Consider the following 20492-nt stretch of genomic DNA (forward strand, 5'->3'; position numbering starts at 1 on the left):
CCAAGACAAGTAGGAATTAGTAACAAAGCCAGTTAAGCCGAGGGGTTGCAGGGTTTGAAGGGTTGGGTGTCAGATCGGTCCTAGCCAACCCATCCACCCTTTCCTACTTCAAACTCGCGCAGGCACTGGCAGCGGCGAGGACAGCAGACGATTGTCGAGCAACCCCAAGCCCTCCTGAAACAGCTGGTTGCTGCGCTCGGTATCGCCCAATTGGGCCAGCAGGCGAGCCAATTCGGCGCAGGCTTCGGGATTGCGCTGTACTTGCAGGCTGCTTTCCAGATAATCCCGCGCCTTGCCCCACAGACTGTTTTGCAGGCACAGACGACCCAGCGTCAGCAGCAGGCTGGCATCGCCTGGATGGTCCTTGAGCCAGCCTTCGGCAAACTTCAGTTGCCGCGCAGGATCACTGCCGCGCAGCAGGCCATACAACCGGATCAGGTGACTGTCATAACCGCGTTTAAGGGCGCCACGCAGCACTTCTTCGGCCTTGGCATCTGCGCCCAATCGACGCAGTTGGTCGGCATACGCCAATACCAGTTGTGGCTGTTGGCGCTGGGCTGCGGTCAGTTGCTCCCATGCGCGCTCCAGAGACTGCAATCCTGCTTCGCCTTGCTCTTCACGCTGGGCCGCCAGGCTCAGATTCTCGCCCCAGGCGCGACGCTCCAGCTCGGCCAGCTCATTGGCGGGCAAGACTTTGTCCTTGCGCAGCTCAGGCAGCAGGCGAATCACAGACGACCAATCGCCGCGCTGCTGATGCAGACGTTGCAACTGTCGCAGTACTTGCGCGTTATGCGGATGACGCTCATGCATCGCCTGAAGAGTGACCAGTGCGCCTTCCGTATCGCCACGGTCCATCTGCAACTGCGCATGGCTCAGTGCAATGGCCAGTTCGGCCTGGGGCTGGCGTTCCAACGCACGCTCCAGCAAGCCGTCGGATTCCTCATAACGGCCCTGTTCATTGGCCGCACGGGCGGCACCGATGTAATACAGCAGGGGTTGGCGCTCTGCTTCGGCGGCGCGGTGCAGGTGGCGTTCGGCGCTGGCCCAGCGGCCCTCGGCGAGGTCCATCTGGCCTTGCTCGATAGCGATCTGCACACGACGGCTGCGGTTGCGTCGTGACCAGGGGTTGACCACGCCACCGGATGTGCTGACCAGGCTCCATAACACGCGGATCAGGTAAATCGCCAGGCCAATGGCGAACACCGCCACCAATGTCGCCCACAGGCTTGATTCGTAATGCAGCAGGTGAGGATAAGTAATCAACACGTAGCCGGTGTGTTTCGAAATGCCCACACCCAGGGCCAGCGCGAGCGCAATCGCGAGCACCAGGATCACATAGAAACGCTTCATCAGCTCTACTCCTGGGTCGCCGGTTTGCCAGCCGAAGCCTTGGCTTCGTCGGCAGACTGATGACGGCGTTCAAGGTACGCCTGCACAGCAGCCAGGCTCGCGGCCAGGTCAGGCGTGACCACCGACACCGCCTTGGGCTCAAGCTCGGCAATACGCGCCAGCATCGCCTTGCTCTGCGGGTTGTCCTGGTTGAAGTTGTCCTGCAATACGCTGCGCGCTTCTCCCAACGAGCGGCTGTACACCGCCGCCTCGCCGTTAAGCGCAGCCCATTGGGCTTGCTCCAGCGCCAGGCTCAAGGCCAGCCGCACTTGGTTCAGGCCTTGGCCTGCCAACAAGGGACGGATGTTGTCATCCGGGTTGAAGTCGATGCGGAAATAACGGGAGATCTGCTCCCACCACTGGCTCAACTGGTTCTGCGTATCGCTGGTGGGACGCCCCTGGGAAGCAGGCTCCTTGAGCTGATACTCCGGGGCAATCGCCGCCAGTTGCACCACCTGGTCACGCAAGGCAGCCAATTGCAGGTACAGGCCGGTACGGTCCGGTTGCTCGGTGCTGCGCAGCGCGGCCAGGCTCTTGGCCAATTGCTCCCGTGCAGCGAAAGCCCCTGGGTCGCTCTGCTCGCGAAGAATTTCGTCGGCCCCCTGCACCAGCGACTGGGCGCTGTTGATGTCTTGCAAGGCGGACAAACGCAAGCTGGCCAGACGGATCAGATGCTCGGCCTCTGCCAGGCGCCAGTCCTTACGGCTGGCACCCAACACGGTTTCCAGACGCTGGTTGAGACGCTGCTGATCACCCTGCAACTGAGTGACCAGGCGGCGACGCTCTTCCAGCTCATCCGCACCCGGCAACTGCGCCAGGCGGGCGGCCAGCTGTTGCTGGCCTTGCTTGAGGCTCTGGGACTGGTCATCCAGGGTCTGCACCTGGCCCAGTTGGTGCTGGCTGCTGGCTTGCAGGGCACGGACCTGCCAGATCCCCCAGCCGCCGGCGGCGACGCCCGCAGCGCCCAACAGCAAGGCGACGACTGCCAGGCCATTGCCACGGCGTGGCGCGCTGACCGGTGTCTCGACCGGCGCATCAAGCGCGGGCTGAGCTTCATCTTTAGGCAAGGCTGTTTCGCTCACGTATCCGTCCTTTGCGTATCAGAGAGTGGGAACGGGATAGCTCCCTAACGCCACTAACAAAGCCGCGGCACTCGCGCCGCGACAATCCACAACTTTTTCTGCACCCGCGGCCCGCGCCATTTCATATACACGCGGGCTGGGCACGAACAACGGCAGCTGTGCCACCTCTGGCCAATCGGGGCCGGCTAACGCGTGCAGGTGTAAAAAACCCTGCCCACTGCTGACCACCAGGCCGTTCAAGCGTTCCAACTGGATGCGTTGCATCAACGCGCCCTTCTCATACACCGGAAGAAAACGCCGATACAATTCCAGGTAATCGACACTAGCACCTTGCTCGCGTAAACGCTCTGCCAGCAACTCACGCCCGCCCTCGCCGCGCAGGATCAACACCCGGGCACCCGGCGCTGCAATAGCCTCGCGCAAGGCGGGCAGTTCAAGCAAGGCCTCGCTGTCATCGCCCGTGGCGGGAAAGTGAACGTTGAGGCCATGATCGGCCAATATCTGGGCCGTGGCCGCGCCGACACTGAACCAGGGCATTGGCGGCACACTGCCCCCCAACCGCAGCAACGCCAGGCGCGCAGCCGGCTTGCTCACCACGATGACGGCGCGATAGCGCGGCAGCGCGCCGAACACCGCGTGTTGCTCTGCGGTCACCGGCAAGGCTTCAGTCTCCAGCAAAGGCAGGCAGTTGCTGTGAATACCGCTCTGGGCTAATAACGCCGCCAGGGCCGTCGACTCCTCGGCAGGCCGCGTCAGCAGCACTCGCCAGTCGGTCACTGCGGGCCGGCCTCGCCATAGACTTTTTGCAAAATGGTACCCGCGCCTTTTTCCAGCAACGCTTCGGCGACCTGAATCCCCAAGGCCGTGGCATCACGTTGCGGCCCACGTACCTCGGCGGTCAGCAGGTTACCGCCGTCCGGATCACCAACCAGGCCACGCAGCCACAGGTTCTCACCCTCGAGTACGGCATAGCAGGCGATGGGCACCTGGCAGCCACCGTTGAGGTGTTTGTTCAAGGCACGCTCGGCGGTGACGCGCACTTCGGTGTCTGCGTGATCGAGAGGTTTTAGCAGCGCATGAATTTCGCTGTCGGCGGTGCGGCATTCGATTCCGACTGCGCCCTGCCCGCCAGCGGGCAGGCTGTCTTCGACGCTGATGGCCGAGGTGATGCGGTCTTCAAAGCCCAGGCGGATCAAGCCGGCAGCGGCGAGGATGATCGCGTCGTATTCGCCGGCGTCGAGCTTGGCCAGGCGCGTGTTGACGTTGCCACGCAAAAAGCGGATCTGCAGGTCGGGACGCCGCGTCAGCAACTGGGCCTGGCGACGCAGGCTGGAGGTGCCAACGATACTGCCCAGCGGCAATTCGTCCAGGGACGCGAAGGTGTTGGAAACGAAGGCGTCGCGCGGGTCTTCGCGCTCGCAGATACAAAAAAGGCCCAGGCCTTCAGGGAAGTCCATGGGCACGTCTTTCATCGAATGCACGGCGATGTCGGCTTCGTTGTCCAGCAGCGCAGTTTCCAACTCCTTGACGAACAGGCCCTTGCCGCCGATTTTCGACAATGGCGAGTCCAGCAGCTTGTCGCCGCGACTGACCATGGGCACCAGGGAGACCTTGAGGCCGGGATGGGCCTGTTCAAGGCGTGCTTTGACGTATTCGGCCTGCCACAAGGCCAAGGCGCTTTTACGGGTGGCGATGCGGATTTCGCGAGAGGACATGGATCAATCCGTACTGAATAGATACGGCGGATAATAACAGCTCAGGCAAATACGCTTTGATTTGAATCAGCAAGTGCGGGGCCTCCCTGGCCACGTCGCACCGGGATAAGGAATGCAGACCGCGCCGCAACCCTTGGGCTAAAGCTGCTGCATCATCTTGCGCACGCCAGCGACATGGCGTCGGCTGACGATCAACGCATCGCCATTGAGCCCCTTCAGGAATAGCTGAAAGTGCCCCAGGGGCGTGCGCTGCAGGCGCTCGATGCGTTCACGGGCGACCAGCGCGTTGCGATGAATGCGCACGAAACGCTCGCCAAACTCGTCTTCAAGCGCCTTGAGCGGTTCATCAAGCAACACTTCACCGGTCTCGTGGCGCAAGGTCACGTATTTGTGATCGGCAATAAAGTAAACCACCTGGCCGAGTGGGATCAGCTCGATGCCCTTGCGGGTACGTGCGCTGATATGGCTGCGTGGCCCGTTACCACTTTGCGCAGCCGGTTGCGTCAAGGCAGCCAGTTGGGCGCGGCTGGGACGCTCGGCTTTTTTCAAGGCTTTGAGCAAGGCTTCGGCAGTGGCCGGCTTGACGAGAAAACTGACACCGCTGTCTTCCAGCGCTTGTGCAGAAAACTCATCCTGCACCGCACACAACACCACGGCGGGCGGCGATTCGCGTTCGCTCAAGCGGGCGGCGACCTGCAGGCCATCAAAGCCCGGCATGCGGATATCGAGCAGCACTACATCCGGCTTGTGGCTGTCGATCAGCGTCAACGCCTCTTCGCCGCTGGTGGCGCTCGGTTCAAGGACTGTATAACCCTCGAGTTCACTGACCAGACGGCTCAGTCGCTCGCGGGCTTGGGGTTCGTCATCAACGATCAGGACATTCATATTGCGCTGGATTCCTGCGTGAGTCTCGCACAAGGATAGCGTAGACAGGTGCGGTGACTGACGTCACAGCGATCCACGCTAAGACTAGCGCGAGCGGCAAAAAGTGCCCTGAGAATGGCACCCAAATTTACCCGGACCTGTTCAATAGCGCCCAAGACCCGCTGCCTTCGGGCATCGTCGTAGGGTTCACTGATAAACAATCCGAATACCCCCCTGTTTAATGGATAGTCTGGTTATGACCGCATCACCCGACTTTGGTGCATTCACACACTATCAGTCCAACTGTAGACGCTCACTGAGGCGACATTGCTCAATCGTCAAATATCGTTTCAATAAGTACCTGCCCCCAGTCTCGTCCCGGATGCGGTCGGCGGCAAGGCACTTAGCCATCTCTTACACAAATAAAATTGCCGATCACCCGCAGCACCGCCTCCACGGGCAACCCTGTTATGATCGCCGGCACACCTTCATGCCTCTTTTAAGCAGATCACGAGCGAATCCATGAGCACCGACAAGACCAACCAGTCCTGGGGCGGCCGCTTCAGTGAACCCGTCGACGCCTTCGTCGCGCGCTTCACCGCCTCCGTCACCTTCGATCAACGCCTGTACCGCCACGACATCATGGGCTCCATCGCCCACGCCACGATGCTGGCCAAGGTCGGCGTGCTGACCGACGCCGAGCGTGACAGCATCATCGACGGCCTGACCACCATCCGCGGTGAGATCGAGGCAGGGACGTTCGACTGGCGCGTCGACCTGGAAGACGTGCACATGAACATCGAGGCACGCCTGACCGATCGCATCGGCGTGACCGGCAAAAAATTGCACACCGGTCGCAGCCGTAACGATCAGGTCGCCACCGATATCCGCCTGTGGCTGCGCGATGAGATCGACCTGATCCTGGGCGAAATCACCCGCCTGCAAAAAGGTTTGCTGGAGCAGGCCGAGCGTGAATCGGACACCATCATGCCCGGCTTCACTCACCTGCAGACCGCACAGCCTGTGACCTTCGGCCACCACCTGCTGGCCTGGTTCGAAATGCTCAGCCGCGACTACGAGCGCCTGGTCGATTGCCGCAAGCGTGCCAACCGCATGCCGCTGGGCAGCGCTGCACTGGCCGGCACCACTTACCCGATTGACCGTGAGTACACCGCACAGTTGCTGGGCTTTGACGCCGTGGGCGGCAACTCCCTGGACGGCGTGTCGGACCGGGACTTCGCCATCGAATTCTGCGCCGCCGCCAGCATCGCGATGATGCATCTGTCGCGCTTCTCCGAAGAGCTGGTGCTATGGACCAGCGCGCAATTCCAGTTCATAGACCTGCCGGACCGCTTCTGCACCGGCAGCTCGATCATGCCGCAAAAGAAAAATCCCGACGTGCCAGAGTTGGTGCGTGGCAAGAGCGGCCGTGTATTTGGTGCACTGATGGGCCTGCTGACCCTGATGAAAGGCCAACCATTGGCCTACAACAAGGACAACCAGGAAGACAAGGAACCGCTCTTCGACGCCGCCGATACCCTGCGCGACTCGTTGCGTGCCTTTGCCGACATGATTCCGGCGATCAAGCCCAAGCATACGATCATGCGTGAAGCGGCCCTGCGCGGGTTCTCTACCGCGACCGACCTGGCGGACTACCTGGTGCGCCGGGGCCTGCCGTTCCGTGACTGCCACGAAATTGTCGGCCACGCCGTGAAGTACGGTGTGGACACCGGCAAGGACTTGGCGGAAATGAGCCTGGAAGAACTGCGCCAGTTCAGCGACCAGATCGAGCAGGATGTGTTTGCCGTGCTGACCCTGGAAGGCTCGGTGAATGCCCGTAATCATGTGGGCGGCACTGCGCCGGCACAGGTCAAGGCGGCGGTCGCGCGCGGCCAGCAATTGCTCGCCAGCCGCTAAAATTGTGGGAGGGGGCTTGCTCCCGAAGACGGTGTATCAGACAAGAAAATCTTAGCTGACCCACCGCCTTCGGGAGCAAGCCCCCTCCCACATTGGTTATTTCTTGGCCGCAATCATCGCCATGAATGCCGGCATCGCCGCCTGCCTGTCCGCCTCTATCTTCTGCGCATTGGGCATCCCATTCAGGCGCGCCAACAAGGCTTTCGCCTTCGGCAACTGCTCCAGCAGGTCCAGCCCAAACAGCTTCTCGCCCACACCGCAGGCCAGGTTCAGGCTGTACATGAAATACAGGTCCGCAAGGGTGAAGCTCTCACCTGCCACATAAGGCGCAAACTGACCGTGCCGACCTAACGTACCCATCCCAAGCAACAGCTCGGCCCTGGACTTCTCCTTGATCGCCTCCGGCACCGCCATGCCGAAAAAAGCCTCGGCGAAACACGCCCGCGCAGGCAGTTCGATGTACAGCTCGATCTCACGGCACAGCGCCAGCACCTGAGCCCGCGCAAACGGGTCGGCGGGCAACAGCGCCGGACCTTCCTGGGTCTGTTCGAGGTATTCGAGAATGACGCTGGTTTCGTTGATGAACCCCTGCTTCACACCCAGCACCGGCACTTTGCCGCGGGGGCTTACCGCCAAGGCTTCGGGAGTTTGCCCAGCATAAAAAGGCACCTCTTCGAAGGGCAGTCCTTTCTCCAATAGCGCCAGCTTGACCATGTTGTAGTAGTTGCTGACCGAAAATCCGTAAAGCTTGAGCATCGCAAAGCCTCCAGGCCGGGTGTGGGGTTGGCTGCAAGAGTTATAGATCCTCGAGGGCACCCTGACCAGCAGCATCACCCACCTGAATGGGGGTAGACTGACGCCCTTTCCTTGAGGAGCCTGCCATGAGCGAGCCGACCGATATCGACAACGACGAAGAAGAATTCACCGAGACCACGCTGATCGAAGCCATCGAGAACCAGATCGAGAGCGATAACCCGCCAGCGGCCAAGGCTACGTTCAACAAACTGACCCTGGTGGGTTACGAGCGCGAAGATATCCTGAATCTGATGGCTCACGTGCTGGCGTTCGAGATCGACGCCATGCTCGAAGATGACCGCGCCTTCAATACCGAGTGGTATGAAACGGCACTGCGGGCACTGCCCGAGCTGCCGCCGGAAAAGGAATAACCCCGGCACGCAGCAACACGCTGGACAGTTCGGCAAAGTGCGTTCACCTTATGGCCTGCTAGCCTCTAATAAATTTTAGAAAGTCTGGAGTCCTTATGTCGTATACCCCTGAGTTGGTTGCCGAACTGGAAATCCTTGTACTCTTCCCCTTGGACAGCACCAAGGAAGGCTTGAAAGTCCATCAGACTGCCGCCCCTACTGCCATCGCCGCTGCCAAGCGCCTCCATGCCAAAGGGCTGATTGACCAACCGGACGGGGGCTACCTGACGAGCCTTGGCCGGGACGCTGCCGAGCAAGCCCAAACCCTGCTGACCATCCTGACCACTGCCAACACCAAAGAAGCCGCCTGATACTTGATACCGCCCATGGAGTCCGCCGCCTGCGGATTCCGCGGGTGTTGCTGCGCGGCATACGAAATTCTGACGCCAAAAAGCCACTTCCCTCTAAAACTCCTACGCTACTGTCTGTAAACTCCTGCATGGCCGCCCGCGTCGGGCTGCGAGCCACCGAGTTCGACATGACCCGCACCCATGAAATCCGCCCCGATCTGGACGAAGGCATCGACCGTAAGGTGCTGACCCAACTGCGCGCGCGTTTCATGACCCTCAATCAAGGCCGCATGGCCCGGGCCGTCGAGGGGCTGACGCCACGCCAGCAAAGCGTGCTGGCTTTGTTGCCGCTGTTTTTCCACGTCAATCATCCGCTGTTGCCGGGCTATGTCTCCAGTAACACACCGGCTGGCCTGTCGAATTTCGAACCGGACGCCCAGGCCTTGGCCGATGCCCAACGCCTGACCCGCTCGTTCTCCTATAAACCGCGCCATGGCAACCCGCCTACGCCGATCCACGGTTTGTTCCTGATGGGCAGCCTTGGCACGCTGGCGCAGGCCGATCAAAGCGATATGGACGTGTGGGTATGCCACGCTCGCGACCTGAGCGAGACCGAGCTGGCCGAGCTGCGCAAAAAGTGCCAACTGCTGGAAACCTGGGCCTTGAGCATGGGCGCCGAGGCGCATTTCTTCCTGATCGAGCCGACGCGCTTTGTGTTGGGTGATCGCGATACGCCACTGAGTTCCGACGACTGCGGCACCACCCAGCACTACCTGCTGCTGGATGAGTTCTATCGCACCGCGATCTGGCTGGCCGGGCGCACCCCCATCTGGTGGCTGGTACCGGTCTACGAAGAAAACCGCTACGCCGAATTTACTCACGCCCTGGTGTCCAAGCGCTTTATCCGCGCCGATGAAACCCTCGACCTCGGCCATCTGGCTCATATTCCTCCGGGGGAGTTTATTGGCGCCGGGCTGTGGCAACTGTTCAAGGGCATCGAGTCGCCCTATAAATCGGTGCTCAAGCTGCTGCTGACCGAGGTCTACGCCAGCGAACACCCGAAGGTGCAATGCCTGAGCCTGCGCTTCAAACAGGCGGTGTTCAGCCATCAGGTAGACCTGGATGAGCTGGACCCGTACATCATGGTCTACCGCCGTATCGAGGAATACCTCAAGGCCCGCAACGAGCTGGAGCGCCTGGAACTGGTGCGCCGCAGCCTGTACCTGAAGGTCAACCGCAAGCTCAGCGCCGGCCAGCGCACTGCCGGTTGGCAACGGCAGCTGCTGGAACGCCTGGCGCATGAGTGGGGCTGGGACACGCGCCAACTGGCCCTGCTGGACAGCCGCAGCCAATGGAAAGTGCGCCAGGTCGCCTCCGAGCGCCGTGCTCTGGTCAATGAGTTGAACTACAGCTACCGCTTCCTCACCCAGTTCACCCGCAGCGAACACACCGCCAGCGCGGTCAATAAACGCGAACTCAATGTACTGGGCCGCCGCTTGTATGCGGCGTTCGAGCGCAAGGCCGGCAAGGTCGAGTTCATCAACCCCGGCATCGCCCCGGACCTGGCCGAAGACACTTTGACCCTGGTGCAGTCGCCCAACCGCAAGGAGCCGGGCCAGCACCATTGGGGCCTGTATAACGGCAACCTTACCGCTCTGGAGTGGGAACACTTCGCCCCGATCAAACGCAGCCGCGACCTGCTGGAAATGCTCACCTGGTGCCATCGCAACGGCGTGATCGACAGCAGCACCCGCCTGGCGCTGCACCCCGGCACCAGCGACATGACCGAGTTCGAGCTGTTCAACCTATTGGGCAGCCTGCAACAGACCATCGCCCTGCCCCTGTCCAGTGTCGATGAGAGCCGCTTGCTGCGCCCGGCAGTGCCGGAAGAGGTGCTGCTGTTGATCAACGTTGGGGTTGACCCGCTCAAACATCATCGCGACCTGAATATCCTGATGACCACAGAGCGCACCGACTCCCTGAGCTATGCCGGCGTGCGCGACAATCTGGTGCTGACCCTGGACCAGGTCACGCTCAACAGCTGGAACGAAGTGATGGTCAGCCGCTATGACGGCCCCCACGCCCTGCTCGACTGCCTGCGCGACTACCTCAACCAACTGCCCTCGAACCATCTGCCACGCCTGCGAGTGCGTTGTTTTTGCCACAACCGGGCACAGTTCATTGCCCAGCGGGTGGAAGAGGTATTCGACACCGCGCAGCATCTGCTGCTCGGCCAGGGCAATCATCGCTACCTGCTCCAGGTGCAGCAGCATTATCACGTCATGGAACTGGTACCGGGCCAGGCCACCCATGTGTCACTGCCGACCCAGGACGCGCTGATCGCCTACCTCAGCGAGGAGCTGGTCAGCTATAGCCCGTGGCACCTGGACGCCATGGCCTTGGAAGACCACGACCTGGCGCTGCTGCTGCCCATGGGCCAAGCCGAGTGTGTGCAGGTGTTCTACCGCGTCAATGAAGGCTTCGCCGACGTCTACGTGCTCGACGAATTCAACGCGCTCTGGCAACAGCGCTTGCCATTTCATGATGAGCAAAGCCTGTTGGCGCCGTTGCAGCGCTTTTTGCAATCGATCCTGTATCGCCGCGAAGCACTATCGTCCCTGGACACCCAGCAACCCGCGGGCGAGATACAGATCCTGTATTACCAACTGTTGCCATCGGGCAGCGGCCGTGCGCGGGGCGTTGAGCCAAGGCCGGCCCCGCAAGACCCGGCCAACAAGGCGTTTTATGACGTGCAGGCCATTATCGGCAAAGGCACGCCAGGCCACGTAGGGATCACCCTGTACTGCAATCAGCGGGAGTTTTGCGAACTGGAATTTGGCGACCAGCTGTTTACGGTGGTCGCCCGGGAGATCGTCGGGCAACGTCGGGAAACCGAGCGTTACCGCTGCTATATCACTGATCTGGATCTGTCGGGACTGCTCGGTGATGTGCAAAGCCCAAGCAATCTGTACCTGCGCTATAAAGCCGAACTGGAACAGTCACTCAATGCGGCCTTGAATCAGGTTTAGAGCGGGAAGGCGCCGCCATCTTTGGGCTGGCCTTCGACGCTGAGCAATTCCAGCTTCAAGGTCTTGCCGCCTGGCGCCGGCCAGTCGATGTGCTGGCCCACTTGCAGGCCGAGCAATGCGCTGCCCACGGGTGCCATGATCGAAATCTTGCCTTCGTCGGCGTTCGCGTGCTTGGGGTAGACCAGCGTCAGGTGATAGTCCTTGCCGCTGCTTTGCTCACGGCAATGCACGCTGGAGTTCATGGTCACGACACCCGCAGGCACTTCATCGTGACCAACCACGTCTTCGGCGCGGTCGAGTTCGGCTTGCAACGCTCGGGCGCCGGGAAACTCGTCGCCCAAGCGGTCGATCAGTTGCTCCAGACGCTGCACGTCAAGACGGGTAAGAATGATGGACGGTGCGGTGGTCATGATTCAGGCAGACTCCTTTTTTCTGCACAAAAAAGCAAAACCCCGCCAGGAAAAGGCGGGGTTCTCACGGACCTCGATGAATGGAGGTGTATCCGGACACTACCACAGCGACACAAATAAACAAGACGCCGTCAGGCGCTCGCCTTGCGCTGTTCAGCCTCGGCGCAGATCACCCGGCGCCGCGCATCGTCGGCAGAGCGCCATTCCCGGATGTCTTCCACGTGGCGGAAGCAGCCCAGGCAGACTTTCTGCTCGTCCAGGCGACACAAACTGATACAAGGTGACGGCACTGCCGGGCTGACATTGCTGAACAGCGGCTTGGGCGGGCGTACGGTTGCAGGCTCACTCACCATCAGACCTCGTCGAAATCCAGCTCGACGCCGGTGTATTCCTGGACCAGTCGGGTGAGCATCTCACCCAGCAACTCTTCACTCTTGTCGCACTGCCATTTGCCGCTTTCTTCATCGTAGTCGAAGTGAACGCCACCGGAACGCGCCGCCAGCCACAGCTGACGCAGAGGCTCCTGGCGACTGAAGATCAATTGCGGGCCAGTCTCGAACTTGACGGTCAGCACACCGGCCGAGTTTTCCAGATCCACATCCAGGTCGCTGTCGTCGAAAATATCTTCCAGCTTCTCCTGGGTGGCATCCACCAGGTCGTGAAAACGGGCTTCGGTCAAACTCATTGTGGCAACCTCAAAAGTGTCTGGTTTTGCTCAAGCGCCGCACGATACGGGCGAGCCTCGCCGATTGCAAAGGATACTGATTTCATCACGGATGACGGTACGAAATATCCCCAGGCATCGTAGCCTGCTTCCCTACTGTCTCGGCAAACCCCCGCCGGACGGGTGTTGCGGCGCATAGGCAAGCTGGCGGGTGGTCGGTATACTCGGGCGCAATTAATGCATATTCAAGGATTTCGCCATGAAGCGCCTGATCTCTTCCCTTGCTGCGCTCGTCGCGGTCGCTTGCCTCGTTAGTGCCTGTGGCCAGAAAGGCCCGTTGTACCTGCCGGATGACAGCAAAGATCCAAACGAACAGGCGCAATCGTCGCAAAAGCCGTCAAAAGCCCATAAGCACGACACCTACTAAGTTAAGGGAAACTTATGGACGCTTTTAACTACCGGGACGGCGAGCTGTTCGCGGAAGGCGTGGCCTTGTCCGCGATTGCCCAGCGCTTCGGCACCCCGACCTATGTGTACTCGCGTGCGCATATCGAAGCCCAATACCGCTCGTTCACCGACGCCCTCGACGGCGTGCCGCACCTGGTGTGCTACGCAGTCAAGGCCAACTCCAACCTGGGTGTACTCAATGTCCTGGCGCGTCTTGGCGCTGGTTTTGACATCGTGTCCCGTGGCGAGCTGGAACGCGTACTGGCCGCCGGTGGCCAGGCGGACAAAATCGTCTTCTCCGGCGTCGGCAAGAGCCGCGAAGACATGCGCCGCGCCCTGGAAGTCGGCGTGCATTGCTTCAACGTCGAATCCACCGACGAACTGGAGCGCCTGCAAGTCGTTGCCGCCGAAATGGGCGTTCGCGCGCCGATCTCCCTGCGCGTCAACCCGGATGTCGACGCCGGCACCCACCCGTACATCTCCACCGGTCTCAAAGAGAACAAGTTCGGCATTGCCATCGCCGACGCCGAGGACGTGTACATCCGCGCAGCCCAACTGCCGAACCTGGAAGTGCTGGGCGTCGACTGCCATATCGGCTCGCAACTGACCACCCTGCCACCGTTCCTGGATGCCCTCGACCGCCTGCTGGCCTTGATCGACCGCCTCGGCGAGTGCGGCATCTACCTGCACCACATCGACCTCGGTGGTGGCGTGGGCGTGCGTTATCGCGATGAAGAGCCGCCACTGATTGCCGACTATATCCAGGCCGTGCGCGAACGCATCGAAGGCCGCGACCTGACGCTGATGTTCGAGCCGGGCCGCTACATCGTCGCCAACGCTGGCGTGTTGCTGACCCAGGTCGAGTACCTCAAGCATACCGAACACAAGGATTTCGCCATCGTCGATGCGGCGATGAACGACCTGATCCGCCCGGCGCTGTACCAGGCCTGGATGGATGTCACCGCCGTGACGCCGCGCACAAGCGAAGCCCGCGCCTATGACATCGTCGGGCCCATCTGCGAGACCGGCGACTTCCTCGCCAAGGATCGTGAGTTGGCGCTTGAGGAAGGTGATCTGCTGGCCGTGCATTCGGCCGGTGCCTACGGGTTTGTCATGAGTTCCAACTACAACACCCGCGGGCGTACCGCCGAGGTGCTGGTGGACGGTGATCAAGCATTTGAAGTGCGTCGCCGCGAGACGGTAGCCGAGTTGTATGCTGGCGAAAGCCTGCTGCCGGAGTAAGCCATGCTGCTGCGTTTTACCAAGATGCACGGGCTGGGTAATGATTTCATGGTCCTCGACCTGGTCAGCCAGCACGCGCACATCCTGCCCAAGCACGCCAAACAGTGGGGTGATCGCCACACCGGGATCGGTTTCGACCAGTTGCTGCTGGTCGAGGCGCCGAGCAACCCGGAGGTGGATTTCCGCTACCGGATCTTCAACTCCGACGGTTCCGAAGTGGAACAGTGCGGCAACGGCGCGCGCTGCTTTGCGCGCTTTGTGCTCGACAAGCGTCTGACTGCCAAACGCCAGATTCGCGTCGAAACCAAAGGCGGCGTGATCGAACTGGACATCCGCAACGATGGCCAGATCAGCGTCAACATGGGCGCCCCACGCCTGGTGCCGGCGGATATTCCGTTCCAGGCCAGCGAGCAGGCCACCAGTTATGCACTGGATGTAGACGGCAAGACCGTCGACATCGCCGCCGTGTCCATGGGCAACCCTCATGCAGTGCTGCGGGTCACCGACATCAATAACGCCCCCGTGCACGAACTGGGGCCGAAGATCGAACATCACCCGCGCTTTCCGGCAAGGGCCAATGTGGGCTTCCTGCAGGTGATCGACCGCAACCGTGCGCAATTGCGCGTATGGGAACGCGGCGTCGGCGAAACCCAGGCTTGCGGCACCGGTGCTTGCGCCGCTGCCGTGGCTGCGATCAGCCAGGGGTGGATGGATTCGCCGCTGTTGATCGACCTGCCCGGCGGACGTTTGTCCATCGAATGGGCAGGCCCTGGCCACCCGGTGATGATGACCGGGCCGGCCTCGCGCGTATACGAAGGACAGGTCCGTCTATGAGTGAGCCAAGCTAATGACCGATAAGCCTCAAGTACCCGCACACGCTACCCCGAGTGAAAGCCTGGAGGCCGCTGCTGTCGCGGCGTACCTTGAGGCTAACCCGGACTTCTTCGTCGAGCACGAAGAACTGCTGCCGGCCCTGCGCATCCCTCACCAGCGCGGCGATACCGTATCGCTGGTGGAGCGGCAGATGAAGATCCTGCGCGAGCGTAATATTGAAATGCGCCACCGGCTCTCGCATCTGATGGACGTGGCCCGCGACAACGACCGCTTGTTCGACAAGACCCGCCGCCTGATTCTGACCCTGATGGATGCCACCAGCCTGGAAGAAACGGTGATCGCCGTGGAAGACAGCCTGCGTGAGGATTTCCAGGTGCCCTTCGTCAGCCTGATCCTGTTCAGCGACAACCCGATGCCGGTGGGCCGCTGGGTCACAGGTGGCGAAGCGCAGACGGCCATCGGCGGCCTGCTGTCCGAAGGCAAAACCGTCAGCGGCACCTTGCGCGAGCATGAGCTGGACTTCCTGTTTGGCGCCGAACAGCGCAAGCAGATCGGCTCTACGGCTGTCATCGCCCTCAGCCATCAAGGCTTGCACGGGGTACTGGCCATCGCCAGCCGCGACCCGGCGCACTACAAAAGCTCGGTGGGCACGTTGTTCCTGACCTATATCGCCGAAGTGCTGGGCCGCGTCCTGCCACGCCACACCACCACCCTGCGCGCGGTGCGCTGATCATGGAGCGGCAACTGGACGCTTACTGCGCTCACCTGCGCAATGAGCGCCAGGTGTCGTCCCACACGCTGGAAGCTTATCGGCGGGACTTGAACAAGGTCCTGGCCTATTGCGAAAAGCAGCACGTCAGCAGCTGGAAGGCCCTGGATATCCAGGCCCTGCGCAGCCTGATCGCCCGGTTGCACCAACAGGGCCAATCCTCCCGCAGCCTGTCTCGCCTGCTGTCGGCGGTGCGCGGCCTCTATCACTACCTCAATCGCGAAGGGCTGTGCGACCACGACCCGGCCAATGGCCTGTCACCGCCCAAAGGCGAACGGCGCCTGCCCAAGACCCTGGACACAGACCGCGCCCTGCAATTGCTCGACGGTGCCGTCGAGGATGACTTCCTGGCCCATCGCGACCAGGCAATCCTCGAGCTGTTCTATTCCTCGGGCCTGCGCCTGTCGGAGTTGACGGGCCTGAACCTGGATCAACTGGACCTCGCCGATGGCCTGGTGCAAGTGCTCGGCAAAGGCAGCAAGACGCGCGTACTGCCCGTGGGCAGGAAAGCCCGCGAAGCCTTGCAGCTATGGCTGCCGCTACGCCTTCTGACCAACCCGGCAGACGATGCCGTGTTTGTCAGCCAGCAAGGCCGGCGCCTGGGGCCGCGGGCGATTCAGCTGCGGGTCAAGGCTGCCGGCGAGCGCGAGCTGGGGCAGAATCTGCACCCGCACATGTTGCGTCATTCCTTTGCCAGCCACCTGCTCGAATCCTCCCAGGACCTGCGCGCCGTACAGGAGCTGCTCGGGCACTCGGATATCAAGACCACGCAAATCTACACCCACCTCGACTTCCAGCACCTGGCAACGGTGTACGACAGCGTCCATCCACGGGCCAAACGCATCAAGGGCGGCGACTCATGAGTATCAAGCTGATCACCTTCGACCTGGACGACACCCTCTGGGACAACGTCCCCGTCATCATCAGCGCCGAAGCGTCGATGCGCGAATGGCTGGCGACCCACGCGTCCAAGGTCGGCGACCTGCCCCTTGAGCATTTTGCCAGCCTGCGCCAGCAGGTGCTGCAGCGTCATCCCGAACTCAAACACCGTATCAGCCTGCTGCGCCACCGCGTGTTGATGCATGCGTTCGAGGAGGCCGGTTATCCCCAACCTGAGGCCACAGAGATGGCGGATGTCTGCTTCGAAGCGTTCATCCACGCACGCCACCAACTCACCGTGTTTCCGGAAGCCGAGCCGATGCTCAAGGCGCTGCGCCAGCACTTCCTGCTCGGCGTGATCACCAATGGCAATGCCGATGTGCAGCGTGTGGGCCTGGCGGACTACTTTCACTTTGCCCTGCGCGCTGAAGATATCGGCATCGCCAAGCCGGACGCACGGCTGTTTCATGAAGCACTGCAACGTGGCGGTGTGGACGCCAGCGCGGCAGTGCATGTGGGCGATCATCCTGGGGATGACATCGCCGGCGCGCAGCAGGCGGGACTGCGGGCAGTGTGGTTCAACCCCACGGGCAAGGCCTGGGAGGGTGACAAGCGCCCGGATGCGCAGATTCGCAGCCTGACGGAGTTACCGCCACTGCTGAGTCGCTGGAGCTAACACTGGCCCCAATGTGGGAGCTGGCTTGGCTGCTCCCACAGGGTATTGCAGCAAACCGGTAAATTGCTCCAGGCATGAAAAAGCCCGCAGCGACGGCGGGCTTTTTCTTACAAGCAGGAGGCAGACCTCAGATAGGTCGGCTTCCGTACTTGTTATCCGGCTTCTTCGGTGGATCAGCCACCACGTTGGCCTCGACTTCCTGCACTTTGCCGCCTTTAGCGAGGAATTCTTCCATCGCACGGGCCAGGGCATCGCGCTCTTTGTTCTTGGCTTCAACGCTCGGCAACTCGTCTACCGACACAGCCGCCTTGGCTTTGCCTTTGGCTTTGGGAGCCGCGTCATCGCCAACACTGTCATCGACGTCCTCAGCAACGTCTTCGGCCGCAACTTCAAGACCGTCTTCGGTGTCGTCTTCATCACCTACTTCGAGGTCGTCTTGTTCCAGATCATCGTCGCTCATGTTCTACCTCATGACTTGCGAAAAGCAGATTAGTTATAGCCCAGCTTCACCCTCTGTCGAGGTTGCCGGAAAAAAATCAACATCCACTGAATCACCAGTGGCTTATGCCCCTTCACCGTGCAAGGTGGCGAGGACTTTACGAGCACCGCCATGATCACGGTGCTCGCCCAGATAAACACCTTGCCAGGTCCCTATCGCCAAGCGGCCGGCCTTGACCGGCAAACTCAGCTGGCAGCCCAGCAGACTGGCCTTGAAGTGCGCCGGCAGATCATCCGGACCTTCGTCGTTATGTTCAAACCCTGCGCGACCTTGTGGCACCAGCAGGTTGAAAAAACGCTCGAAGTCACGGCGAACCGCCGGGTCGGCATTCTCGTTGACGGTCAACGAGGCCGAGGTGTGCTGCAGCCACAAATGCAACAGGCCCACACGGCACGCCTTCAATTCAGGCAAGCCGGCAAGCAACTCGTCCGTTACCAAGTGAAAGCCCCGGGGCTTGGCCCGCAGGGTAATCAGGGTCTGTTGCCACATACAGTTCTCCGCCCATCGGCGCGCATTCTAGCGCGCTCTGGGAAAAAACAAAGTGCCGAATACGCCTTCATGCCTGTAAGACATTTGCACCCTTAAAAGTGCTGTGTGGATCCCATCACAAAGTCGATAAAAAACCCATGCGCCTTTAGCCACAGACAAACGCCAGGCAAAAAAATGCCCGGCAAGCCGGGCATGTTTTTTTCGCCTGGTTACAAGTTGTAGCCGCGCTCGTTATGTTGCGCCAGGTCGAGGCCAACCGCCTCTTCTTCCTCGGTGACACGCAGGCCCATGACCATGTCGAGCACCTTGAGGATGACGTAGGTCACGATCGCCGTGTAGATCACGGTAAAGCCCACGCCTTTGCACTGGATCCAGACTTGGGCTGCGATGTCGGTCACGGTGCCGAAGCCGCCCAGCGCCGGGGCAGCGAACACACCGGTAAGGATCGCACCGACGATGCCGCCGATACCGTGCACGCCGAAAGCGTCCAGGGAGTCGTCATAACCCAGCTTGCGCTTGAGGCTGGTAGCACAGAAGAAGCACACCACACCGGCGACCAGGCCAATCACCAGGGCGCCCATCGGGCCCACGGTGCCCGCCGCAGGCGTCACGGCGACGAGGCCGGCGACCACGCCCGAGGCGATACCCAGTGCGCTGGGCTTGCCGTGGGTGATCCACTCGGCAAACATCCAGCCCAGGGCCGCAGCTGCTGTAGCGATTTGAGTTACCAGCATCGCCATGCCCGCGGTGCCGTTGGCCGCCGCGGCGGAACCGGCGTTGAAGCCAAACCAGCCGATCCACAGCATGGCCGCGCCCACCAGGGTATAGCCCAGGTTATGCGGTGCCATCGGGGTGGTCGGGAAGCCTTTGCGCTTGCCGAGCACGATGCACGCCACCAGGCCAGCCACACCCGCGTTGATGTGCACAACGGTGCCGCCAGCGAAGTCCAGCACGCCCCAGTCCCACATCAGGCCGCCGTTGCCGCTCCAGACCATGTGCGCAATCGGCGCGTAGACCAGGGTGAACCAGATAGCCATGAAGATCAGCATTGCGGAGAACTTCATACGCTCAGCGAAAGCACCGACGATCAGCGCCGGGGTAATGATGGCAAAGGTCATCTGGAAGGTGATGAACACGGCTTCCGGAAACAGCGCCGCCGGCCCGGTGATGCTGGCCGGGGTGACACCCGCCAGGAACGCCTTGCCCATGCCGCCGAAGAAGGAATTGAAGTTGACCACGCCTTGTTCCATACCGGTGGTATCGAACGCGATGCTGTAGCCGTAGACGACCCAGAGGATGCTGATCAGGCCAGTGATGGCGAAACACTGCATCATCACCGACAGAATGTTTTTGGAGCGGACCATGCCGCCGTAGAACAGCGCCAGGCCAGGGATGGTCATGAACAGCACCAGCGCGGTGGCGGTAAGCATCCAGGCGGTGTCGCCGGAATTGAGGACTGGAGCAGCCACTTCATCTGCCGCCATGGCCAGGCTTGGCATTACGATGGACAGCAGGGCTCCGAGCCCTGCGAATTTACGCAGAGTCATATTGTTTTCTCCTGGGGCGTTGGGGTTTGGCGGCTTAGATTGCGTCGGTATCGGTTTCGCCGGTACGGATGCGAATAGCCTGTTCCAGATTGACCACGAAGATCTTGCCGTCACCGATCTTGCCGGTGTTGGCCGCCTTGGTTATCGCCTCGATAACCCGGTCAAGATCCTTGTCGTCAATGGCGACATCGATCTTCACCTTCGGCAGGAAATCGACCACGTATTCCGCGCCGCGATACAGCTCGGTATGACCCTTCTGCCGACCGAAGCCCTTGACCTCAGTAACGGTAATGCCCTGCACGCCGATCTCGGACAGTGACTCGCGTACATCGTCCAACTTGAACGGCTTGATGATGGCAGTGACTAGCTTCATGAAAACTCTCTCCCGAATTTGGTGGACTTGCCCCAGGAAAACAAACCCGTCTCAAGTCTAAGCGCAGTGCCTGGCTTTGTAACGCATCGTCGCCTCGGCATTTGCCGTCGCGACGCCAGCGAACCACTGGTGACGAGCCCTGTACCCCGGATCCGTCGGCGCACTGCATTCG

Annotated in this window: 23 protein-coding genes; 10 read left to right on the forward strand and 13 right to left on the reverse strand. The window is 61.1% G+C overall.

The window, feature by feature from the left end:
• Nucleotides 1-108: 108 nt before the first annotated feature.
• The 5 genes from MHH62_RS23615 to MHH62_RS23635 all read right to left on the reverse strand — a co-directional run bounded on the left by MHH62_RS23615 (nucleotide 109) and on the right by MHH62_RS23635 (nucleotide 5071).
• Nucleotides 109-1350 (reverse strand): heme biosynthesis protein HemY, encoded by a 1242-nt coding sequence (locus MHH62_RS23615; RefSeq protein WP_032901898.1) that lies wholly within the window; start codon nucleotides 1348-1350, stop codon nucleotides 109-111.
• Nucleotides 1351-1355: 5 nt separating this feature from the next.
• Nucleotides 1356-2471 carry a uroporphyrinogen-III C-methyltransferase gene (locus tag MHH62_RS23620; protein ID WP_339232016.1) on the reverse strand — a complete coding sequence of 372 codons (1116 nt, stop codon included), beginning with the start codon at nucleotides 2469-2471 and terminating at the stop codon, nucleotides 1356-1358.
• An 18-nt stretch (nucleotides 2472-2489) separates the two neighbouring features.
• Entirely contained in the window at nucleotides 2490-3248 is a 759-nt protein-coding gene (locus MHH62_RS23625) for a uroporphyrinogen-III synthase (protein WP_014720446.1), read from the reverse strand.
• Nucleotides 3245-4186: a hydroxymethylbilane synthase gene (hemC, locus tag MHH62_RS23630; RefSeq protein WP_019819816.1), complete on the reverse strand. Its 942-nt coding sequence runs from the start codon at nucleotides 4184-4186 to the stop codon at nucleotides 3245-3247. Before hemC ends, MHH62_RS23625 begins: the two co-directional genes overlap by 4 nt.
• Before the next feature lie 138 nt (nucleotides 4187-4324).
• On the reverse strand, nucleotides 4325-5071 hold the full coding sequence (locus MHH62_RS23635; protein WP_198832935.1) for a LytTR family DNA-binding domain-containing protein: 747 nt from the start codon (nucleotides 5069-5071) through the stop codon (nucleotides 4325-4327).
• Nucleotides 5072-5572: 501 nt separating this feature from the next.
• Between MHH62_RS23635 and argH the strand changes: the two genes are divergently transcribed.
• Nucleotides 5573-6967: an argininosuccinate lyase gene (gene argH, locus MHH62_RS23640; protein ID WP_032901897.1), complete on the forward strand. Its 1395-nt coding sequence runs from the start codon at nucleotides 5573-5575 to the stop codon at nucleotides 6965-6967.
• A 96-nt stretch (nucleotides 6968-7063) separates the two neighbouring features.
• On the opposite strand, the gene MHH62_RS23645 is transcribed toward argH, so the two are convergent.
• Complete coding sequence (locus MHH62_RS23645; protein ID WP_073452479.1) at nucleotides 7064-7723, reverse strand: glutathione S-transferase; 660 nt, start codon at nucleotides 7721-7723, stop codon at nucleotides 7064-7066.
• Between the two features lie 125 nt (nucleotides 7724-7848).
• Between MHH62_RS23645 and MHH62_RS23650 the strand changes: the two genes are divergently transcribed.
• The 3 genes from MHH62_RS23650 (at nucleotide 7849) to MHH62_RS23660 (ending at nucleotide 11491) form a co-directional block, all read left to right on the forward strand.
• On the forward strand, nucleotides 7849-8133 hold the full coding sequence (locus tag MHH62_RS23650) for a hypothetical protein (RefSeq protein WP_014720450.1): 285 nt from the start codon (nucleotides 7849-7851) through the stop codon (nucleotides 8131-8133).
• Nucleotides 8134-8228: 95 nt separating this feature from the next.
• Entirely contained in the window at nucleotides 8229-8483 is a 255-nt protein-coding gene (locus MHH62_RS23655) for a TIGR02647 family protein (RefSeq protein ID WP_014720451.1), read from the forward strand.
• 167 nt (nucleotides 8484-8650) lie between these two features.
• Complete coding sequence (locus MHH62_RS23660) at nucleotides 8651-11491, forward strand: class I adenylate cyclase (protein ID WP_339233040.1); 2841 nt, start codon at nucleotides 8651-8653, stop codon at nucleotides 11489-11491.
• On the opposite strand, the gene rnk is transcribed toward MHH62_RS23660, so the two are convergent.
• The 3 genes from rnk to cyaY all read right to left on the reverse strand — a co-directional run bounded on the left by rnk (nucleotide 11488) and on the right by cyaY (nucleotide 12586).
• Nucleotides 11488-11901: a nucleoside diphosphate kinase regulator gene (gene rnk, locus MHH62_RS23665; protein ID WP_014720453.1), complete on the reverse strand. Its 414-nt coding sequence runs from the start codon at nucleotides 11899-11901 to the stop codon at nucleotides 11488-11490. The two genes, MHH62_RS23660 and rnk, sit on opposite strands and share 4 nt — an antisense overlap.
• Before the next feature lie 131 nt (nucleotides 11902-12032).
• Entirely contained in the window at nucleotides 12033-12251 is a 219-nt protein-coding gene (locus tag MHH62_RS23670) for a DUF1289 domain-containing protein (RefSeq protein WP_032873896.1), read from the reverse strand.
• 2 nt (nucleotides 12252-12253) lie between these two features.
• Nucleotides 12254-12586 carry an iron donor protein CyaY gene (gene cyaY / locus MHH62_RS23675; RefSeq protein ID WP_014720455.1) on the reverse strand — a complete coding sequence of 111 codons (333 nt, stop codon included), beginning with the start codon at nucleotides 12584-12586 and terminating at the stop codon, nucleotides 12254-12256.
• 238 nt (nucleotides 12587-12824) lie between these two features.
• Here cyaY and MHH62_RS23680 point away from each other — a divergent pair, with 238 nt between their 5' ends.
• The 6 genes from MHH62_RS23680 to MHH62_RS23705 are packed head-to-tail and all read left to right on the forward strand — an operon-like array spanning nucleotide 12825 to nucleotide 17412.
• Nucleotides 12825-12992, forward strand: a complete 168-nt coding sequence (locus MHH62_RS23680; protein WP_003195417.1) for a lipoprotein — start codon at nucleotides 12825-12827, stop codon at nucleotides 12990-12992.
• A 14-nt stretch (nucleotides 12993-13006) separates the two neighbouring features.
• Nucleotides 13007-14254, forward strand: coding sequence for a diaminopimelate decarboxylase (lysA, locus tag MHH62_RS23685; RefSeq protein WP_003195418.1), 1248 nt, complete (start codon nucleotides 13007-13009; stop codon nucleotides 14252-14254).
• A gap of 3 nt (nucleotides 14255-14257) precedes the next feature.
• A complete protein-coding gene (dapF, locus tag MHH62_RS23690; RefSeq protein ID WP_014720457.1) occupies nucleotides 14258-15088 on the forward strand; it encodes a diaminopimelate epimerase in 831 nt (276 codons plus the stop codon).
• Between the two features lie 13 nt (nucleotides 15089-15101).
• Nucleotides 15102-15818, forward strand: coding sequence for a DUF484 family protein (locus tag MHH62_RS23695; RefSeq protein WP_014720458.1), 717 nt, complete (start codon nucleotides 15102-15104; stop codon nucleotides 15816-15818).
• 2 nt (nucleotides 15819-15820) lie between these two features.
• On the forward strand, nucleotides 15821-16720 hold the full coding sequence (gene xerC, locus MHH62_RS23700) for a tyrosine recombinase XerC (RefSeq protein ID WP_339232022.1): 900 nt from the start codon (nucleotides 15821-15823) through the stop codon (nucleotides 16718-16720).
• Nucleotides 16717-17412 carry an HAD-IA family hydrolase gene (locus tag MHH62_RS23705; protein WP_014720460.1) on the forward strand — a complete coding sequence of 232 codons (696 nt, stop codon included), beginning with the start codon at nucleotides 16717-16719 and terminating at the stop codon, nucleotides 17410-17412. Before xerC ends, MHH62_RS23705 begins: the two co-directional genes overlap by 4 nt.
• 127 nt (nucleotides 17413-17539) lie before the next feature.
• Here MHH62_RS23705 and sutA read toward each other — a convergent pair whose 3' ends face one another.
• The 4 genes from sutA to glnK form a co-directional block, all read right to left on the reverse strand.
• Complete coding sequence (gene sutA / locus MHH62_RS23710; RefSeq protein WP_014720461.1) at nucleotides 17540-17872, reverse strand: transcriptional regulator SutA; 333 nt, start codon at nucleotides 17870-17872, stop codon at nucleotides 17540-17542.
• A gap of 102 nt (nucleotides 17873-17974) precedes the next feature.
• Nucleotides 17975-18400 carry a secondary thiamine-phosphate synthase enzyme YjbQ gene (locus tag MHH62_RS23715; RefSeq protein ID WP_003195429.1) on the reverse strand — a complete coding sequence of 142 codons (426 nt, stop codon included), beginning with the start codon at nucleotides 18398-18400 and terminating at the stop codon, nucleotides 17975-17977.
• Nucleotides 18401-18609: 209 nt separating this feature from the next.
• Complete coding sequence (locus tag MHH62_RS23720; RefSeq protein WP_020302863.1) at nucleotides 18610-19947, reverse strand: ammonium transporter; 1338 nt, start codon at nucleotides 19945-19947, stop codon at nucleotides 18610-18612.
• A 34-nt stretch (nucleotides 19948-19981) separates the two neighbouring features.
• Nucleotides 19982-20320: a P-II family nitrogen regulator gene (gene glnK, locus MHH62_RS23725; RefSeq protein ID WP_002555808.1), complete on the reverse strand. Its 339-nt coding sequence runs from the start codon at nucleotides 20318-20320 to the stop codon at nucleotides 19982-19984.
• Nucleotides 20321-20492 lie beyond the last annotated feature (172 nt).

This window comes from Pseudomonas sp. FSL L8-0168 (assembly GCF_037976155.1).
GTDB classification, from domain to species: domain Bacteria; phylum Pseudomonadota; class Gammaproteobacteria; order Pseudomonadales; family Pseudomonadaceae; genus Aquipseudomonas; species Aquipseudomonas paracarnis.

Excerpts from the sequence above, each read along its gene's own strand:
- MHH62_RS23615 (WP_032901898.1), bottom strand. The coding sequence starts at position 1,350 with ATGAAGCGTTTCTATGTGATCCTGGTGCTCGCGATTGCGCTCGCGCTG.
- hemC (WP_019819816.1), bottom strand. The coding sequence starts at position 4,186 with ATGTCCTCTCGCGAAATCCGCATCGCCACCCGTAAAAGCGCCTTGGCC.
- MHH62_RS23635 (WP_198832935.1), bottom strand. The coding sequence starts at position 5,071 with ATGAATGTCCTGATCGTTGATGACGAACCCCAAGCCCGCGAGCGACTG.
- argH (WP_032901897.1), top strand. The coding sequence starts at position 5,573 with ATGAGCACCGACAAGACCAACCAGTCCTGGGGCGGCCGCTTCAGTGAA.
- MHH62_RS23645 (WP_073452479.1), bottom strand. The coding sequence starts at position 7,723 with ATGCTCAAGCTTTACGGATTTTCGGTCAGCAACTACTACAACATGGTC.
- MHH62_RS23650 (WP_014720450.1), top strand. The coding sequence starts at position 7,849 with ATGAGCGAGCCGACCGATATCGACAACGACGAAGAAGAATTCACCGAG.
- MHH62_RS23655 (WP_014720451.1), top strand. The coding sequence starts at position 8,229 with ATGTCGTATACCCCTGAGTTGGTTGCCGAACTGGAAATCCTTGTACTC.
- MHH62_RS23660 (WP_339233040.1), top strand. The coding sequence starts at position 8,651 with ATGACCCGCACCCATGAAATCCGCCCCGATCTGGACGAAGGCATCGAC.
- rnk (WP_014720453.1), bottom strand. The coding sequence starts at position 11,901 with ATGACCACCGCACCGTCCATCATTCTTACCCGTCTTGACGTGCAGCGT.
- cyaY (WP_014720455.1), bottom strand. The coding sequence starts at position 12,586 with ATGAGTTTGACCGAAGCCCGTTTTCACGACCTGGTGGATGCCACCCAG.
- MHH62_RS23680 (WP_003195417.1), top strand. The coding sequence starts at position 12,825 with ATGAAGCGCCTGATCTCTTCCCTTGCTGCGCTCGTCGCGGTCGCTTGC.
- lysA (WP_003195418.1), top strand. The coding sequence starts at position 13,007 with ATGGACGCTTTTAACTACCGGGACGGCGAGCTGTTCGCGGAAGGCGTG.
- dapF (WP_014720457.1), top strand. The coding sequence starts at position 14,258 with ATGCTGCTGCGTTTTACCAAGATGCACGGGCTGGGTAATGATTTCATG.
- MHH62_RS23695 (WP_014720458.1), top strand. The coding sequence starts at position 15,102 with ATGACCGATAAGCCTCAAGTACCCGCACACGCTACCCCGAGTGAAAGC.
- xerC (WP_339232022.1), top strand. The coding sequence starts at position 15,821 with ATGGAGCGGCAACTGGACGCTTACTGCGCTCACCTGCGCAATGAGCGC.
- MHH62_RS23705 (WP_014720460.1), top strand. The coding sequence starts at position 16,717 with ATGAGTATCAAGCTGATCACCTTCGACCTGGACGACACCCTCTGGGAC.
- sutA (WP_014720461.1), bottom strand. The coding sequence starts at position 17,872 with ATGAGCGACGATGATCTGGAACAAGACGACCTCGAAGTAGGTGATGAA.
- MHH62_RS23715 (WP_003195429.1), bottom strand. The coding sequence starts at position 18,400 with ATGTGGCAACAGACCCTGATTACCCTGCGGGCCAAGCCCCGGGGCTTT.
- MHH62_RS23720 (WP_020302863.1), bottom strand. The coding sequence starts at position 19,947 with ATGACTCTGCGTAAATTCGCAGGGCTCGGAGCCCTGCTGTCCATCGTA.
- glnK (WP_002555808.1), bottom strand. The coding sequence starts at position 20,320 with ATGAAGCTAGTCACTGCCATCATCAAGCCGTTCAAGTTGGACGATGTA.